Source organism: Actinophytocola sp., assembly GCF_049647105.1.
Classification (GTDB): Bacteria; Actinomycetota; Actinomycetes; order Mycobacteriales; family Pseudonocardiaceae; genus Actinophytocola.
On sequence record NZ_JBARWZ010000223.1, the window covers coordinates 31,634 to 48,031 of the forward strand.

A 16,398-nucleotide genomic window follows, 5' to 3' on the forward strand; every position below is an offset into this window, starting at 1 on the left:
GTGGACACCTCCTCTGTCGTCTCAGCTTCCGTCTCAGCTTCCGTCTCAGTCGTGCAGTCCAGGGCTTGAGGTGATGCTCACTGTCGTCGTGTTCACTCCGGCGCCGGGAACTCGAAGTCGCGGGCCTCTCCACAACTCTGGCACCGCCCCCGGTACCAACTCCGTGGCGGGCCGAGTACGAGATTCTCCATGTCGTATCCGGTCTTCCTACAGGATCGGCACCGCGTCTTGCTCATGACCTGCTGAGCCCAAGCGTTGCTGCCGACCGTGCCATCTCGCGCCTGCCCCACGTTCTCAGTGGCGGTGCTGGGACGATCTGGTGCGGACACCAACACAATGGCGAAGACCGCGATTGCCACGGCAAAGGACGCGATGGCCACGATCGTCCAGACGCTCATCACAACCTCCCCGATAACGTCGCTGCTGCCTTCCTGGCTGATGTGAAAATAGTGCAGTAGTTGAGCTTGCGATAGGCGACATCAGACTGTTGTTTGGTCTGGTTCCTGCCTGAGTTGGCACTTCTCTGATTGCGGATACCAGCGCGCACCATCTCCGTCGTATGGCCACGGCCAGAGCAGGCCGCCCACCTGGTCCGCGATGCGGTCGCCAGAGTTCGTCCGGGACGTTCATGTAGCGCTTCGCCATGTCGGCCTTCGACCAGCCCATGACGTCCATCGCGGTGCGGTCCGAGACGCCCAGTACGAGAAGGAACATGGCGGCGGTGTGCCTCGCTACCGGGTCATCACGGCGTCCATCATCCGAACGCTGTCCGACGGAGCCACAACTTGAGGTCGCGTCAGCCGGTAGTGATCACGCTCCGATCGCTGCGAACACGATCGAGGCCACTACGGCGAGTACCACCAGCGCGAGCGCGATCCACACCCTCGTGACCGCGGGGCGCCCAGTCCCGGCGACCAATGCGCCTATTGCGAACCCGCCGGCGGCCATCAGTGGCACCCCGACCACGATCCCCTCCAGTGTGGAACTGTGCGTGATCACGTAAGCCGCGAACAGCGGCCCACCCGCAGCGGTGAACACGGACACCCGGCGCCGCAGTGGCCTCCACACGTCACTGTTCACCGCATCCTCCATTAGGGCGACAATTCGCACGGCCAAGTTGATTCCTCCCGCGGCGCACCACCCGCTGTGCGAACCTAACATCGCGACACGACCGAACAGGGGGAATCGTGGGCTTCGTCGTCCGACCGGAGGCGCTTGACGATTACGCGAAACTCGTCGAACGCAACGGCATCAACCTGTCGCTGGCGAATGTCCACCTCGCCGGTGAATCACAGTTGGAGAACACCGAAGGGCTGTGGATCCAGCACCTGCTCGACGCGCATACACAGACCGTCGACCGGATGCTGACCAGCATGGCGCAGGGCTTCCACCACCTGGGCGCCAGCGCTGACGAACTCGGTCGCACGGCCGCGCACTACCGCTCGGTCGACCAGACCGAGGCAGCAAATCTGGACGCCACCTATCCCGCCTCACCTCGCCCGCAGGTCGGCGCACCCGGGCCAGTCAGCACGCAGCGACCAGGTGAACAGGGCCCGACCGAGGCGGTCGCGGGCGACGACATCCGCAATCCGCTGGCTCACCTGACCGAACCGGGAGAGCCGCCCGATTTCAGCGATCCGATGGCCTTGTTCAACACACTGGGTGACTACCTCAGCCCGACCTGGTGGATCAACCAGGTGCTCAACGACACCATCGGCGTGAACCCTATGGAGTACGTCAACCAGCTCGTCGTCGGTGACTGGAAGGGCTTCGCCCGGTGCGGGACCATGTGGGACCAACTCGCCGGCGCGGCTGATGACATCGGCGACAACCTGGACAACGGGCTGCGCTGGCTGGCTGCGGACTGGCAGGGCAAAGCCGGCGACGCGGCGGTGCACTATTTCGACTATGCCGGTAAAGCAATGCACAGCCACGCTGACGTCTTTCGTGTACTACACGAGAAGTATGTGGAAATCGCGCGGAACGTGTGGCTGTGCTCGAAGACACTGGCCGACATCATCAAGGCCATCATGGACGCGGCCTTCGTGGCCGGACTCGCCGTACTTGCCGCCGCGTCACTCTCCTGGACCGGAATTGGTGCGGGAATCTCCTGGAGTGTCGCGGCTTGGCAGTGCTCGCAGATCATGAAGCTGTGGGGGGAGGCGAGTTCCGCGATCGCCACCATCCAGACACTGATCACCGGGTTTGTCGGAATGGCCACCTCCCCAGATGAGATCACTCTGCGTGAGATCACCCCGCTGCCGATGCCAGCGGTGGAGTACGACCACCTCGGGATCGCACCTGAACCGTCCCGGCCTCGACAGAAGGGGGAGCTGTGAGCACCCGTCCGTTCGACCCTCTGGCTGACCTTGCCCTTTCCCCAGCGCACAAGGCCGCCGCGCGCAAGCAACTGGACCAGCTCGCCGAGCAGACCCGCCACCCCGAGTTGCGTGACCTGGCTCGCGAAGTGCTGTCCGGGCGGATGAACCTGCGTGGCGCGATGGCCGACCCACGGGCTACCGCGGTGCTCGACGAGCAGGTCGGCAGATTCACCGCCTGGTACCACGAGCTGTCTGCAGAGGAGTTGGCCGAGCACGAGCGCAGTGCCGAGCAGTTCGCCGAGGATGCGAGCCGGGAGGCCGCTGCCCCCGCACCGCCGAGGTCCCGCTCTCGGCCACGGCCGGACAACGAGGAGGAATGGGAGGAGCCGCGTCCCATCCTCAAAAAGAGGCGGCGATGAGCCGACTTGTACTTGGGCTGGTAGTGCTGGTCGCCGCGGCGAGCTGTACGACGTCGGCGGACTCGACGATGCCACGCACCACGACCGAGGGCAGGCCATCACCCGGCGCGGCGGAGTGGATGGCGGACCTTTGCACAACCGCCAGTGACCTGCGTACTGGGTTGTGGACCAGCGCCAAGGACATCGAGCCGCTACGCCAACAGTTGCGAGACCAACTTGACACCGCCGCTGGCGAGGTCGACGCAGCGCTCGACGAACTCGCTGCCATGCCACCCGCACCGGTCGACGGTGGGGACACGGCCGTTACCCAGCTAGGTAACGAGCTGACCGACCTTCGGGACGCGCTGGTCCGCGGCCGCGACGAATTGGATGCGCTGCCTACGGACGCGAGCGAACAGCGTCTTGGACAAGTACTTGGCAAGGTCTGGCCGGACGCTGCGGTCAGGGCAGCGGACCCGTTCGCCGGAGTGATGGTGTCCGCCGCGATGCGGGACGCCGCAGCCGGACCTGACTGCGCCCCGTTCTCCTTCTAACGCCCTCCCGACCGGAACCCTCCGACCCGAGAGTTCGGGTGTGCTGCGTTGGGCCCACCGCGCGAACAGCAGATGAGAGGACATGGGGCCAGGCCACTCTCGCCCTGCACTACTTCTGGTGGGTGACTCGGCTTGGTTTGCCAAGATGGCTGCGTGCGGCCGCCCAGTCCAGAGCCCGCCAGCGGATCACGGCGGCCAGGCCCGACCAGGTCGACCTCGTCATCGAACTCGCCGCACTGGCGCGGGCCATCCTCGACCACAACCGCCGCGTGATGGCCAGAGAACCTGTCGACTGGGCCGAGTTGGCCGACGAGCTCAGCTCAGCGGCGCGGAGTTGTCGCGGCCAAGTCGTGCTTGACCGGAGCGATGGGGGTGGTGCCGCACAGACGTAGACAAACAGCCGGCACGACGCTGCCGGCTCACAACTGCTGCTGCGCAGGGCGTTAGCCGAGACGAGTCGTTTCGGCTTGTTCGCGTGTCTCGGTGCGTTACCGTGTTCATTGTCGAAGCGGTAAGTAACACTGCGGCGAGGGGCATCGTGGGCGAGCAGAACCTGGGGCGAATCACCTCCGCACTCGGCGGAATCACCGGAAGCGCGCAGGGCGTCATCTCCAACGGCGGGTTCTCCTGCGACGAGCCCACCATGCGTCGCATCATCACCCGCTACACCAGCCTGGCCGACAGCTACGAAGACTCACTTCGAAACGCGCGGCGGATGTCAGTGGTCGAAGGTCCGGGGCTGGACTACGCCAGCCAGTCTGTGGCGAACGCCGCCAACCAGGGTGGCAGCTCCTACTACGACTACCTGATCCACCAGCAGAACGAGTGCCGAGCCCAAGCCCAATTGTTCCAGCAAGCCCTCAACGAGTACCTCGGCGTTGACCAAGCCGCCGCTGAGGACATCAACAAGACCGGCGACAGCGGCGGGGGCATCTTGTAATGCGACACTCTCGTGCGGTGATACTGCTTGGGATCACGACCCTTGCCCTGGCACTCGCGAGTTGTTCGGACAGTCAGGCGGGCACACCCCGACCGGAGAGGGATACCGGCGAGTCGACGACGACGAGCGAAGAGGTGCCCACAACCTCCAGCGGCTCAGGTGAGGACGACCTGCCAGCAAATGGCGCACCCAAGGTCGAGAACCCGATCGACGTCGCGAAGTTCGAGCAACAGCCGTGCCTAGCGCTCACAGACGACCAAGTGCGTCAGGCCGGTCTCGTTCCCCCCGGGGAGCAAGGGGAGGGGGCCTTCGGTCCCTCCTGCAACTGGCGGAACCGCGAATCTGGCGCGAATATTAACCTTCAAGTTGGTGATCCGGGGCGTCGTGGGCTGACCGCCGTTTACGCGGGAAACGAGGCAGGAAAGTTTGATCTCTGGATCAAACTTGAACCCATCGAAGGGTTCCCTGCGGTAGTGGCCGACATTCGTGATCTTCGCGATAGTGGCGAATGTCCGATTACGGTTGGAACTAGCGATGAGGTCACTTTTTCCCTGAGTGCGAAGCTATCCGATGCCAAGATCGGAAAGACTGATCCGTGTGATGCAGCGGTTCAGGTCACAGCGTTGGTGTTGCAGACGATGAAGGCGAACTCATGAGTGGTCGTGATGACGTTCCGTTCTGGGGTTTGACTCCGCATCAGATCTACGAACAGCTCACCAACGGGCCGGGCAGTGGTCGGCTGAGTGATGCGAGCGACGCCGCAAGCCAGGAGTGGCAGCGCGAAGAGGATCGGGCGAGAGAAATCCGAGCGTTGGCCGCCGACATGAAGTCGGGATGGGATGGTCAGGCCGGCGATGCGGCGCATGGTGCGGCCGGTCCGTTGGCCGAGTCCGCCCTTGTGGGTGCCGTCCGGTTGCACATCTCGAAGGAGTTGCTCAATCGGCAGACTGAGGGCTTCCATTCGGCGTCGAACAGCGTGGTGCCGGTGCCGGAAGAGCCTCCGGAGAGCACGGTTCTCAACGACGTGATTCCGTGGGAGACCGACCTCGACAAGGAGATTCGGAGCTACCAGTCGGACGCGCAACACAACATCGACGTGTTCGGCAGGTATGACACGACGAGCCTGGGCCACGAAGAACCGCTGGCCCGTGAGTATTCGACCATCACCAGCGCGGGCGGCGAGATTTCGGTCCGTGGTCCCGGCGGGACCAGCGACAGCGATGGCTACAGCGATTCCGGTGAGGATGGTTTGAGCGGTGACCCGGAGCCGGGAGAAGACGGCTCGGGTGATGGAGGCGCGTCTGGTGGTTCACCGGGAGTCGGGTCGCGAGTCGACGGTCACGGTGTGCCTGGTGGCACGCAGACCTCGCAGGTGAGTCCCTCAACCACGCCAGGGCCCGGCGTCGTACCGCACATGTCGCAACCTGGTCCCACGACCAGTTCACCTGTCGGGTTGGTCGGTGCCGGGCCGGTGGTCGGGGCCGCGCCACCTGGGACCGGTGGCGGCACGGGTGGTCCTGTCGGGCGTGGTGCTGGCCCCGGCTCTGGTGCGGTCGGCGGACGTGGTGGAAGTGCCGGTGGCGGACCGGGAGTGCGTGGTGGGCCGGGAGCCGGTGCGGGTGCGTTGGCAGCCGAGCAAGCCGCCCAGCGCGGCGGCCTCGCTGGGGCGTCCGGCGGGCGAGGCGGCGCGGGGATGAGCGGCGTGCCTGGGGGCGCGGCCGGACGTGGTAAGGGCGACGAGGACAGCGAGCATCAGCGCAAGGTATTGATCGAGGCGGATCCGGAGAGCACGTTCGGCAACGAGCTGTTGACCGCGCCGCAGGTGATTGGTGACCCACTGTACGAGGACAACGAATAGGTGAGTGGCAGACGCGGGGTGGAGGTGTCGCGGCGGGCGCTGCTCAGCCTGGTGCGGCGTGACAACCTCGGCGACCCGCACCCGGTCTTGGCCGGTGGTGAGCTGTATGTCTCGCCCCGGTTCGCCAGGGACGCCGAGCGGGCGCTACGCGAGGACTTGACCGGGGCCGGCCTGGATGATCAGGACCAGCTCGGGGAACTGCGGAACACGCTGGCCCTGGTGCATCGGAGTGCCCGCACCGAGTACTACGGATGGATGAAGCGCGGCGACGAGATATCGGCGGTCTTGGTCGCGGGCGTCGGGCGAATCTCAGCCGCGCTGATTCGTACCGGTGACCGCGTGCGGGTCGAGCGGGCTGACTCGACGAGGCTCGCCGAGTCCCTGCTCCGACGCTTGCCGGAGGCGCGGGCCGGGCACGGTGAGTCGATCACCCTTCGCGAGGCGGATTACTCCTCGGCCCGGAGGAAGTCCGTGGGGAGCGTCATGCGCCGGTCGGCGGCGACGTTGCCGGAACAGGTTCGCCGACTGAATACGCTGTTGCGGGCACCGCGCCATGCCGTCGCCCGTCTCTACGCCGCCAGCCGTGACGATTCCGGCAACCGGACTCGGTCCCAAGAGTGGATCTCCGTGCTTGACCTGGAGCACGGTCGCTGGGCGGTGTACGCCTCGTTCGGTCGAGGCGAGCGTGCGATCACGGCTGTGCCGGGCACTCCTCAGTTGCTCACAGGCAAGCTCACTGAACTGCTACGACGCACGTACAGCTGATCTAACGGTGGCGACGTGCGTTCGGCGTCGTTGTGACGGCTCGCTAGTCTCGGCCTGGTGAAGTCGTTGAGTCGTAAAGCGCTGGATGCCATGGTCGCGGAGGCGATGGTTGACTGTTATCACGACAGCGAGTGTGTGACGGGTTTCTACACGATGCTCGAGGATCATCTCGCTGTGCCGTTCCAGACCAGCGTGCTGGGGGTTGACGTCACCGTGGCGAAGGTCGATCTGACCGATGACGAAACGATTGTGACGGTGTGCACGCGGGGTCGTTCGCGGCAGCGGATTCCGAACCTTGACCTGCCCCTGCCGACGTCACCGCCTGAAGGGGCCGAGTGGATCGAGGCTTACCGTCACTGGTCTGGTGCATGAGCGGCATCGGAGGGCATCAGGTGCGGCTGACCGAGCAGCAAGCCCTGCTGAACCTGCGGGCCGTGCTGGAGTTGTGTGCGGCCGGCCAGGTGCGGTGCAGTGAGAAGACCGCTCGGCCGTCGGCTGCGACCATCCGCACGGTGAGTTCACGTCTGGTGGACGGCGATTTCTACCTGGATGAGCCGATCGCGGCGTTCGCGTGGCCGCTGGTGTTGCAGGCGGGCGGGTTGGCCAGGATCGACGGTGGGCGGTTGCGGTTGACTCCGAAGGGACGTGCCGCACTGAGCACGCCACCTGCCGAGGTGATTCGGGCGTTGTGGCAGCGGTGGCTGACTCACGCGGTGATTGACGAGTTCAGCCGAATCGAGGAGATCAAGGGGCAGCGGAGCAAGAACGTGCTGAGCGCCGCCAAGCCGCGCCGGCAGATCGTCGCCAGGGCGTTGGCCGGTTGCTCGCCCGACGAGTGGATCGGTGTGGATGGGCTGTTCACCACCATGCGGCGTGAGCGCCTGAGTCCCACGATCGCCCGTAATGACATGGCGTTGTGGAAGCTGTACCTCGAAGACCCGCAGTACGGCAGCCTCGGCTATGACGGCTTCCACCGGTGGGAGCTCCTGGAAGGCCGCTACACGCTGGCGGTGTTGTTCGAGTATGCGGGCACGCTGGGTCTGGTCGATCTGGAGTATGTGCATCCCGCCGGCGAGCGGGACGACTTCCGGGATAACTGGGGTGCCGACGACCTGGACACGCTGAGCCGCTACGACGGTCTGCGGGCGGTTCGGCTCAACGCCCTGGGCTGCTTCGCCCTGGGCCTGGTGGACACTTACCAGCCACCGGCCGCCACCGGCCAGGCCCAGGTTCTGAAGGTCCTGCCGAACCTCGACGTCGTTGTCACCGGCTCGCTCGACCCAGGTGGTGAGCTGCTGTTGTCGGCATATGCCAAGCAGACCGCGGATCGGGTGTGGACGATCTCCTCGGCGAGTCTGCTGGCCGCGGTGGACAGCGGACGTGACCCGACCGAGTTCACCGCGTTTCTTGCCCAGCGTGCCGAGAACGAGTTGCCCAGCGCGCTGGACGTTCTCGTCGGCGATGTCACCCGTCGTGCCGGGCAGTTGACTGACCTCGGGCACGCGCGCGTGATCGAATGCGCCGACCCGGCGCTGGCGACGCTCATCGCTCGCGATCGCGCGACGCGTTCCCTTTGCCGGCTCGTCGGCGACCGTCACCTCGTGGTCCCGCCCGACGCGGAGCTGAAGTTCCGCGTGGCGGTGCGCAAGCTGGGCTATGTCATGCCCGTGTCCTGAGCTTGCGTGGATCCGTGAAGCCGAGGCTGACGTAGCAACAGGCAGCGCCGTGCCACTGACTCGTGTTGGCCCTTCCTGTCGTTCAGACCGTGTCTACTCGCCGTCGAAGCCGGGCTCAGCGGTCTCCGTTGTCCTTCGTTGTCGTTTGCGTTTGGTGCGGGTGATCGCGACGGCGATAAGGCCGAGCACGAGCAGAGCCATTGCCAGGCCGACCAGTTCCGCCACCGGCATGTTCAGCCCTGTGCTGCCAAGAGTGTTGGGAGAGGCACCGGGAGGAGCGTCGGGTGGAGCGTCGGGTGGAGCGTCGGGTGGAGCGCCGGGAGGAGCACCGGGAGGAGCACCAGGAGGGGCCTGCGATGACGGTGGCGGTGTCGTCGTCACAGGCGGCTCACCCACGCCGCCTGTAACGACGCGGAAGCTCACATCACTGTCGTCGGTGGCGGTGGGCGGGGTCGGCTGCGCGGCAGCGCTGCGAGCTGCCGTCTGCGGGCGGCCGACCTCGGCGTTCGCAACCGCCGACATGGGCAGTAGGCAGGTCATCGACACGATCCCGGTCACGATCCCGGTCGCGGTTCGTCTCCACGCGGCGGGCTCCAGAACCGCTCTGTTCGGATCGGGTTCTCTGCGCCTCATCGTGCCCCTTCCTGGCCGCTTTTCCCGGGACGGGATCCGCGTGTCCGGCGGTGGATCAGGTAGGCAAGGCCGGCGGCCAACGGCAAAGCGAAACCCGCCATGAGCCACGGGCTGGTCAGAAGGCTGCCGGGTTCGCCGACCATTCCGGGATCCGGAAAGCTGATGTGTGCGGTCACATCGGCCGTTGTCGTCCCGCTGTTGAGTTCGACCCGGATCGTCCATGGGCCGTTCGGCAGTTCCCGGGGGAACCACACGGTGACGGTGCCGGACTGTCCTTTGCCGAGGGTCGTGCCCTTCTTCACCGCGAACGGACCGGCCGCCATGCCTGCTGGACCGTCCGAGAGAGTGGCCGAACCGGTCAGGTCCAGCGCCCGCCCTCCGGTGTTGTCGACGTGCACGGCGACCGACGGATGGCCTTGTTCGTCACGGGCTGGCATCAGCTGACCGATGGTGAACGAGGACGCGGGTTCTCCCCCCGGACCGACGTCGAGGTAGATCCGGATGCCGACTCGCTGGATCTGCGTCACGTTGGCAGTCGGCCGGCCGGCCGCCGCGGGCACCGTCGAGGCCCAGAGCACCGCATATCGTTCGCCTGACGAGGCCTTCGGGGGCACCTGGATCGTCACGGCCAGCTTCGCCTCCTCCCCGGCGGCCAGGTCCAGCCGCGGCCGCTCGACGCCGATCCAGGAGGTCAAATCGTTGGCGGCCCTGCCTTCTCCGAAGCGGAACCGCTCTCCTTGCACGGCCGCGGCCCCCGGGTATACCTCGATGATCCGCCGGTCACTGGACTTGTTCGTCACCAGAATGTGGCGCTGGATGAGCGTGCCCGGTGGCACGTGGTCCACGATGTAGCGCAATGCGCGGGGATCGTGGCGGCGACTCACCGGCGCGTCCAACAGCTGGATCCCGACACCATGTGTGTCGGGATCCAGCTGGGCGGTTCCGGTGTATGCGGTCAGTCCCGTGCCCGCGAAGGACAGGGCGACGACCGCCAGACCGATCGACCGAAGTCGGAACCTAAGCAACGGAGTGAGTCACCGTGCCGTTGTAGACGCCCGCGATGTTCTCCGGCCTGAGGTGCACGATGAGTCCCGGTTCCCAGGTGGCCGTGTTGTTACCCGTGCCTCCAACGTGGGTGAACGCAACGAGGGGCACCGTCGCGCTGAGGGGCGCCGCCGCCGCGGCGTCGTCCTGTCCAGGAGTCAACGTCCCGTTGCCGACAGAGCCAGTCGCGGGACCGGACCAGTAGTCGATCTCCTCGGGAGTGATCGTCTCGGGGTCGGATCCGCCGCCGGTCTGGAAGGCCGTGGCGGTCACGGTCGCCTCCCACGAGGCATCGACGCTCGATCGGGTGTCGTCGACCGTGACGGGTCCGAGCGGACCCGCGATGTCTTCGCCAGGAGCACCTTCACCGAGGTCGGCGGCTTCGGGTGTGACGATGTCGAGGGTGCCGGCCAGAACCTCGAACGTCACGTTCGTGGTGTCCGTGGGTTGGGCGGCGGCTGGGATCGCCGCCCCGGCAATGAGCACGGCGGCTGAACCGCCCACGACGAAGAATTTTGCGATACGCATGCAATGTGCCTCTGTTTTCTCAAGGTTTGCACGAAGCGGTGCCCCCACGGAGTTTCGGGGCGCCGATCAGCATATGACAAGGAATCGTCGAGGGAGATTTGAGCGATAGAGGCATTCGGTATCGTACCGAGCCGAGTGAATATGCTGATTAAATTGTCGCGCCGAGTAATATTGACACTCAAACTGGACCCCATTCGGGCGACGTATGCTGGCGAAACCGGGTGCACCGACCTGCCGTTACGCGACGGAATGTGTCACCGTGCCGGTGTATGTGCCTGCCACCGCGGACGAAGGCACGGAGATGACGAGCGTCGGGTTCCAGCTCACCGTCGTGTCGTTGGCACCGGACACCATGGTGAACGCGGTTGGTTCGCCGTCCAGAACCACCGCCTCCGCCTCCGTGAGCTGTCCTGAGGTGGCTGTGTCGGTGCCGACCTGCGTGGTCGCCGGTCCCGCCCAGTAGCTGACGGCGCTGTTCGCGATGGTCGTCGGTCCGCCGGTGATGGTGAAACTCGTCGTGGAGACGGTGGCCGTCCAGTAGGTGATCCCGACGGCATCGACCGTCACCGGGCCGAGCTGGCCGGTGATCGTGTCGCCAGGATCCCCGACGCCGAGGAACGCCGTTTCCGTCGCGGTGATCGACAGTTCGAAGATGCTGGAGATGGTGTTGTCTTCCAGAGTGGCCCCACCGTCGATGACGAGCAGCCGTCCGGTCACGTCCGCCCCGGAACCGGCGGTGATCGACGTGAGGGCGAGGACGCTTCCCGCGAGGCTGGAGTCCACGCCGAGCGTCGCGAAATCGCCGACCTGCCAGAAGACATGGTCCGCGCGCGCCCCGTTGACGAGGTTCACCGCACTGCCGGACGCGGTGGTGAGGGTGGCCGCCGTCTTGAAGATGAACACCGAGTTGGCGTCACCCAGTCCGTCGAGGGTCAGGACGCCGGTGATCGAGAACGTGCCGTCGGCCGAGTCGTACACGCCGTCGGTCAGGGTGGTGTTGCCCAGCTCGGTCGGCACGGTGGTCGTCGTGGCGCGGCCTGCCGCGTCACCGTACGCCGTGGTCAGGTCGGTCTTGGCCGTCGCGGCTGCCGCGTTGGCGACCTCGGTCGTCCCGTTCACCACACCGGGCGGAAATCCGGTCAATCCCGTGCCCGGGCTCAGTCCGAGGTCACCGTCGAGCACGGTCGGACCCGTGTTGGTGATCGTCGACCCGGCCAGCACCGAGTAGGTCCCCGCGGTGCCAAGTTCGACCGGTGCGGTGGCCGCACTGGCCACCTGCGGCAATACCCCACCGGTAAGGAACAACGTCGTACCGAGCACGGTCATGGCGGCGGCCAGACCGAGCCGCGTCGCCGATACACGACGGATACCCGCAGGCCCCATCGAGCTTCCCTCCGTCAACACGTACGGCCAGAGCTGGGACACAGGGCGATCGGCACGCGTCGAAGACTAGTCCATTTGGCCCAATTCGCATGGCGGGCGGCCAAGCGGCCGCGTGAGCAGGGGCGGACCTAGGCTGCCGGCATGGAGTCGGAGCTGGTCGAGCAGGTGCGGGCATTCGTGCGCGGGGTGGGCACGGGGCGCAAGCTGACCCAGACGGGGCGCATCACCCTGACCGATGCCCGGGCACTGGTGGAATCACTGGGTACCGGCGACGTGCTCGATCCCGCCATCGGCGATCGCGTGTACCGGACCAACTCGAGCCAGGAGCTGCACAACCTGACGCTGCTTGTGGAGTGGGCGAAGGCGGCGCGGCTCGTCCGCAGGACTGGCAACCGGTTGGTGGCGGTCAAGAAGAACGCGGCTCTCCTCGATGACCAGCGGGCGTTGTGGCTGACGTTGTTCACGACGTTCGACCGGATGGGTGAGGCGTTTCTGCCTGCCGGGCCCGGCGAGTCGCCGCTGCGCACGGAGTTCGTGAGCGGCACCCGTGCGATGTTGACCTTGCTGTACCAGGACGGCCAGCCGGTCGACCGCCTGTGCGCGATGGTGTGGGATGTCGTGACCGCGCCGTACGTTCTGGACGATGCCACCGAGTTCCAGCTCGGTCTGTGGCGTCAGTGCAACGACCGCGACGTCAGGTTCGTGCTCGATGTCCTGCGGCGGTTGGGTGCGGTGACGATCGAGGACGAGACGGTGGCGATGACCGCGCTCGGCCTGTCCGGTATGCGCACGCTCCTGGACGAGCCGGACGCTGGTGAACCCGTCTACCAGCTCAAGATCACCCTGGTGGACGCGGACGAGCCGCCGGTGTGGCGGCGGGTGCTGGTGCCGGCCGCGATCCGGCTTGATCGCTTGCACGGCGTCATCCAGGCCGTCATGGGCTGGCAGAACGCGCATATGCACGTCTTCAGCGACGGGCAGACCCAGTACGGAGTGCCGGATCCGGAGCTGGAGTACCACGACGAACACGCGACGAAGCTGAACGAGCTGGTGTCACCGGGCGGCCGCATCGAGTACACCTACGACCTCGGTGACACCTGGGATCACGAGATCCTCGTCGAGGAAGTGACCGTCACCGAGGACGGTCAGCGTTGTCCGTGGTGTGTCGCGGGCCAGGGCGCCTGTCCGCCGGAGGACTCCGGTGGGGTGGGCGGATACCAGCAGCTGGTCGAGATCCTCGCCGATCCCGGTCACGAGGAGCACCAGTCCATGCTCGACTGGCTCGGGTTGGACAGCCGCGACCAGTTCGACCCGGCACGTTTCGATCCCGATGACGCCAACCGCCGTCTGGCTGTCTCGTCACAGGCTGGTTTCATCACAGTCGGACGTTGAGAGGACGGTGGACATGCGTTACCAGCGTGCCGTGGAGAGGCTCCGCATGCTGGCCGAAGCGTGTCAGCAGACCACGACGTGGCCGCCGGGCAACGAGCTGGTTCTGCGCGAGTCCTACGTGTTCGGCGAGGTGCTGGACGGCGACGACCCGATTGAACTCGTCAAAGTCGCGATGGTGGTGAACCTGCCGTCCGAGGAGGTGCCGTGGGAGTCCCACCCGCGTGGCACGGAATGGCTCGTCGACACGCTCAGGCTCAACAAGGGTGCGTTCGCGTACTGGTGGCGCTCCCGGCACGATCCGGTGTGGAACCACTACATCCGTGAGCCGGTGCGGTTCTGGTCTGTCGATGGTCCCGACGAGGACGTGTTGCGGGCCCTGTCGGAGCGCCGGTTTTCCGACCTGCCTCGGTTGTCGGCTGATCCGTGTGAGGTGCGTGCCCACACGGCCACGGCTCTGGACGCGGCGCTGTCCCGCCTGCGTGAGGTGCACGCGAACTACTGGGAACGCGACTGGCGGCGGGAGAATCGCGGCAACGACCGGTATCCGGAGAACTCCCTGTGGGAGGCCGTGGAGGGCTATCTGGATCTGCTGGACGCGAAGGACTCACCCGAGCGCGAGTCGCGATGACCTACCTCTGGCGCGATCACTATCGTCGACGCGTGTCTCCGGTGTCTCGTGGTCGCAAGTCGAAGAAGGCCAAGAAGCGTGGTCCCACGCCGCCGCGTGCGGCTCGGTCGCTGAGCGTCGCCGACGTGATGCCTGCCATGGCCGATTTGTTCGGGCTGGGCGGCAGGACGCGGCCGGCATGGTTCGATCCCGCGATCAAGACCGTGCTCGACGGGGCCGTGACGCTCGGCTCGGCGAACGGTCCGCGTGAGCTCGAACAGATGACGGCTGAGTTGCTGGGTGCCGAACTGCACCGGGTCGTCCAGGGAGATCACGATGGGCTCTGGTTCTCATGGTGGTTCGAGGAACTCATCAGCGCGACGCGGGAACAGGCAGGAGAAGACGCGGTCCTACTGCTGCACGGCCTCGCTTCGGTCGGCACTCCCGCGTGTGCGTCGATCGCGGTGGCGGCCTTGCGCAAGCTGCGCAACGCAGGCGGCCCCGCCTGGCTGGATGATCTGTTGTCGCCGGTCGCGACCGGCGAGGTGTACCGGATGCGCGACGCCTATGGCACTCGGTTCGCGGTGCTGGCAGGCTTCTCCTACGGGCAAGGTGGCACCCCGTTGGTGTTCCTGTTCGACATCGACGCGGCCGACGCCATCGTGAGGCTGGTCCGCGCGGATGTCTTCGACGACGTCGACCAGGCCGCGGCCGCGTGGCTCGCCGACATCGGCGACACGGCCGGTGAGACGACGCCGCGACCGGTGGCGGAGCCATCGGAGCTGTTGTGCCTCACACACCTCGACATCGGCGAGGACTCGATCTTCGGGGATGAGTCCCGTGTCGTGATGGACAACTGGTTCCGGGCGCAGCGTCGCGTCCGCGATCTCGCCGAGGCACTGAAGGCGCGTGGCACGTCGCTGCCCTCGGCCGGATCGCTGTACCACGATCTCGACCTCACTCCGATGGCCGACGAGTTCACGTCCTGGTACGCCGGCAAGCGTGGTGAACAGCCCGATCCCGAGGGCGTGGACGGACTGGTGGAACAGTGGATGGAAGGTGCGCTACCCGAGACCTGGTACGCGGTGTCACCAGGCCGGATCGCGGTGCAGGCCACGCTGATCCGCGACTCGATCCCGGATCACCCGGTCACGCTCGCGGTGAAGTCGTTGCTGCCCGACTGGCTGGCGTGGCTAATCGAGCGCGCCGACCTGCCCGAGCACCTGCGCGAAGGTGTCGAGATCAACGCGCGTGTGGCTACCGCGGAGCTGGACCGTTGATCAGAGTGGGGCGGTGCTGTTGCGGACGATCAGGTCCGTTGCCAGTTCGACCCGGGGGCTGTCCGTTTCCTCGCCTCGGGACAGGCGTAGCAGCATGCGGGCGGCGAGGGTGCCCATCTCCGCCAGTGGCTGGCGGACCGTGGTCAGTGGGGGCGATGCCCAGCGCGCCTCCGGGAGGTCGTCGAAACCCACCACGCTCACGTCGTCCGGGACTCGGAGGCCTCGTTGGCGTAAGCCCTCGTACACGCCGAAGGCCATCTGGTCGCTCGACGCGAAGATCGCGGTCGGGGGCTCCGGCAGGGACATCAGCGCTGTCGCGCCCCGGAAGCCCGACTCGTGGTAGAAGTCGCCCGGCTGGATCAGTTCGTCCGATACCTGCAGGCCCGCCGCGTCGAGAGCGGCTCGGTAGCCGTCCAGGCGGGCTCGGCTGCACAGCAGTGACGCGGGTCCGGCTATGAAACCGATTCGGCGGTGGCCCAGCGACGTCAGGTGTTCTGTCGCCGCTCGGCCACCCGCCCAGTTCGTCGCGCCGATGGTCGGGACTTCCAGCGCCGGGCCGCCCGCCGGGTCGATGACCACGGCCGGGACGTTGAGGCGGCGGAGTTCTGCCTGGTGAGAGGGCTGGAGGGTGGACGTCACCAGGATGACCCCGTCGGACTTGCGGGCTCGGAGGTTGTCCAGCCACTGGCGGGTGGCGGCCGAGTGGCGGTGGATGGCGCTTACCACCGTGCCCACCTGCGCTGCGTGGGCCACGTCCTCCACGCCTCGGATGATCTCCACCGCCCACGGGCTGTCCAGGTCGTTGAAGACCAGGTCCACCAGCCCCGCGTGCTCTCCCCGGCGGGAGCCTCTGCGCTGGTAGCCGTGCTGGGTCAGCAGCGCCTCGATGCGCGCACGGGTTGTCGGGGACACGTCTGACCTGCCGTTCAGCACCCTGGACACAGTGGGCACCGACACGCCTGCTTCCGCCGCGATGACGTTGATCGTCACCTTGCGTTCTCTCGCCACGTCGCACTCCC

General features: G+C 66.4%; 20 protein-coding genes. 14 read left to right on the forward strand and 6 right to left on the reverse strand.

The features are described from left to right. Positions 1–810: 810 nt before the first annotated feature. Positions 811–1,080 (reverse strand): hypothetical protein, encoded by a 270-nt coding sequence (locus WBA97_RS26570; protein ID WP_424233651.1) that lies wholly within the window; start codon positions 1,078–1,080, stop codon positions 811–813. 107 nt (positions 1,081–1,187) lie between these two features. Here WBA97_RS26570 and WBA97_RS26575 point away from each other — a divergent pair, with 107 nt between their 5' ends. From WBA97_RS26575 to WBA97_RS26620, 10 genes are all read left to right on the forward strand, one after another. Further along, positions 1,188–2,339 carry a hypothetical protein gene (locus WBA97_RS26575; protein ID WP_424233652.1) on the forward strand — a complete coding sequence of 384 codons (1,152 nt, stop codon included), beginning with the start codon at positions 1,188–1,190 and terminating at the stop codon, positions 2,337–2,339. Next, positions 2,336–2,740, forward strand: coding sequence for a hypothetical protein (locus WBA97_RS26580; protein WP_424233653.1), 405 nt, complete (start codon positions 2,336–2,338; stop codon positions 2,738–2,740). The genes WBA97_RS26575 and WBA97_RS26580 overlap by 4 nt, the downstream gene beginning before the upstream one ends. After that, positions 2,737–3,273 carry a hypothetical protein gene (locus WBA97_RS26585; protein WP_424233654.1) on the forward strand — a complete coding sequence of 179 codons (537 nt, stop codon included), beginning with the start codon at positions 2,737–2,739 and terminating at the stop codon, positions 3,271–3,273. The genes WBA97_RS26580 and WBA97_RS26585 overlap by 4 nt, the downstream gene beginning before the upstream one ends. Before the next feature lie 122 nt (positions 3,274–3,395). Next, positions 3,396–3,665 (forward strand): hypothetical protein, encoded by a 270-nt coding sequence (locus WBA97_RS26590; RefSeq protein ID WP_424233655.1) that lies wholly within the window; start codon positions 3,396–3,398, stop codon positions 3,663–3,665. A 146-nt stretch (positions 3,666–3,811) separates the two neighbouring features. Further along, on the forward strand, positions 3,812–4,213 hold the full coding sequence (locus tag WBA97_RS26595; protein ID WP_424233656.1) for a hypothetical protein: 402 nt from the start codon (positions 3,812–3,814) through the stop codon (positions 4,211–4,213). Further along, complete coding sequence (locus WBA97_RS26600) at positions 4,213–4,869, forward strand: DUF3558 domain-containing protein (RefSeq protein WP_424233657.1); 657 nt, start codon at positions 4,213–4,215, stop codon at positions 4,867–4,869. The genes WBA97_RS26595 and WBA97_RS26600 overlap by 1 nt, the downstream gene beginning before the upstream one ends. Further along, positions 4,866–6,071, forward strand: a complete 1,206-nt coding sequence (locus WBA97_RS26605; protein WP_424233658.1) for a hypothetical protein — start codon at positions 4,866–4,868, stop codon at positions 6,069–6,071. Before WBA97_RS26600 ends, WBA97_RS26605 begins: the two co-directional genes overlap by 4 nt. An 18-nt stretch (positions 6,072–6,089) precedes the next feature. Further along, positions 6,090–6,836, forward strand: a complete 747-nt coding sequence (locus WBA97_RS26610; RefSeq protein ID WP_424233659.1) for an ESX secretion-associated protein EspG — start codon at positions 6,090–6,092, stop codon at positions 6,834–6,836. A gap of 57 nt (positions 6,837–6,893) precedes the next feature. After that, positions 6,894–7,208: a calcium-binding protein gene (locus tag WBA97_RS26615; protein ID WP_424233660.1), complete on the forward strand. Its 315-nt coding sequence runs from the start codon at positions 6,894–6,896 to the stop codon at positions 7,206–7,208. Between the two features lie 20 nt (positions 7,209–7,228). Next, entirely contained in the window at positions 7,229–8,512 is a 1,284-nt protein-coding gene (locus WBA97_RS26620) for a helicase-associated domain-containing protein (protein ID WP_424233661.1), read from the forward strand. 93 nt (positions 8,513–8,605) lie between these two features. Here WBA97_RS26620 and WBA97_RS26625 read toward each other — a convergent pair whose 3' ends face one another. Further along, positions 8,606–8,743, reverse strand: coding sequence for a hypothetical protein (locus tag WBA97_RS26625; protein ID WP_424233662.1), 138 nt, complete (start codon positions 8,741–8,743; stop codon positions 8,606–8,608). 53 nt (positions 8,744–8,796) lie between these two features. On the opposite strand from WBA97_RS26625, the gene WBA97_RS26630 reads away from it, so the two are divergent. Continuing rightward, positions 8,797–8,919, forward strand: a complete 123-nt coding sequence (locus WBA97_RS26630) for a hypothetical protein (protein ID WP_424233663.1) — start codon at positions 8,797–8,799, stop codon at positions 8,917–8,919. A gap of 222 nt (positions 8,920–9,141) precedes the next feature. On the opposite strand, the gene WBA97_RS26635 is transcribed toward WBA97_RS26630, so the two are convergent. The 3 genes from WBA97_RS26635 to WBA97_RS26645 all read right to left on the reverse strand — a co-directional run bounded on the left by WBA97_RS26635 (position 9,142) and on the right by WBA97_RS26645 (position 12,100). Continuing rightward, positions 9,142–10,041: a hypothetical protein gene (locus WBA97_RS26635; RefSeq protein ID WP_424233664.1), complete on the reverse strand. Its 900-nt coding sequence runs from the start codon at positions 10,039–10,041 to the stop codon at positions 9,142–9,144. Between the two features lie 121 nt (positions 10,042–10,162). After that, on the reverse strand, positions 10,163–10,765 hold the full coding sequence (locus tag WBA97_RS26640; protein WP_424233665.1) for a hypothetical protein: 603 nt from the start codon (positions 10,763–10,765) through the stop codon (positions 10,163–10,165). Between the two features lie 189 nt (positions 10,766–10,954). Further along, complete coding sequence (locus WBA97_RS26645; protein WP_424233666.1) at positions 10,955–12,100, reverse strand: ice-binding family protein; 1,146 nt, start codon at positions 12,098–12,100, stop codon at positions 10,955–10,957. A gap of 141 nt (positions 12,101–12,241) precedes the next feature. Between WBA97_RS26645 and WBA97_RS26650 the strand changes: the two genes are divergently transcribed. The 3 genes from WBA97_RS26650 to WBA97_RS26660 are packed head-to-tail and all read left to right on the forward strand — an operon-like array spanning position 12,242 to position 15,379. Beyond that, the gene (locus WBA97_RS26650; RefSeq protein WP_424233667.1) at positions 12,242–13,492 is read left to right on the forward strand and encodes a plasmid pRiA4b ORF-3 family protein; all 1,251 of its coding nucleotides are present in this window, start codon (positions 12,242–12,244) and stop codon (positions 13,490–13,492) included. A gap of 13 nt (positions 13,493–13,505) precedes the next feature. Beyond that, positions 13,506–14,120 (forward strand): DUF7711 family protein, encoded by a 615-nt coding sequence (locus WBA97_RS26655; RefSeq protein WP_424233668.1) that lies wholly within the window; start codon positions 13,506–13,508, stop codon positions 14,118–14,120. Positions 14,121–14,152: 32 nt separating this feature from the next. Further along, positions 14,153–15,379: a hypothetical protein gene (locus tag WBA97_RS26660; protein ID WP_424233669.1), complete on the forward strand. Its 1,227-nt coding sequence runs from the start codon at positions 14,153–14,155 to the stop codon at positions 15,377–15,379. Here WBA97_RS26660 and WBA97_RS26665 read toward each other — a convergent pair whose 3' ends face one another. Further along, a complete protein-coding gene (locus tag WBA97_RS26665; protein WP_424233670.1) occupies positions 15,380–16,387 on the reverse strand; it encodes a LacI family DNA-binding transcriptional regulator in 1,008 nt (335 codons plus the stop codon). It lies immediately after the preceding gene. Positions 16,388–16,398 lie beyond the last annotated feature (11 nt).

Excerpts from the sequence above, each read along its gene's own strand:
- WBA97_RS26585 (WP_424233654.1), top strand. The coding sequence starts at position 2,737 with ATGAGCCGACTTGTACTTGGGCTGGTAGTGCTGGTCGCCGCGGCGAGC.
- WBA97_RS26600 (WP_424233657.1), top strand. The coding sequence starts at position 4,213 with ATGCGACACTCTCGTGCGGTGATACTGCTTGGGATCACGACCCTTGCC.
- WBA97_RS26605 (WP_424233658.1), top strand. The coding sequence starts at position 4,866 with ATGAGTGGTCGTGATGACGTTCCGTTCTGGGGTTTGACTCCGCATCAG.
- WBA97_RS26625 (WP_424233662.1), bottom strand. The coding sequence starts at position 8,743 with ATGCCGGTGGCGGAACTGGTCGGCCTGGCAATGGCTCTGCTCGTGCTC.
- WBA97_RS26645 (WP_424233666.1), bottom strand. The coding sequence starts at position 12,100 with ATGGGGCCTGCGGGTATCCGTCGTGTATCGGCGACGCGGCTCGGTCTG.
- WBA97_RS26650 (WP_424233667.1), top strand. The coding sequence starts at position 12,242 with ATGGAGTCGGAGCTGGTCGAGCAGGTGCGGGCATTCGTGCGCGGGGTG.
- WBA97_RS26655 (WP_424233668.1), top strand. The coding sequence starts at position 13,506 with ATGCGTTACCAGCGTGCCGTGGAGAGGCTCCGCATGCTGGCCGAAGCG.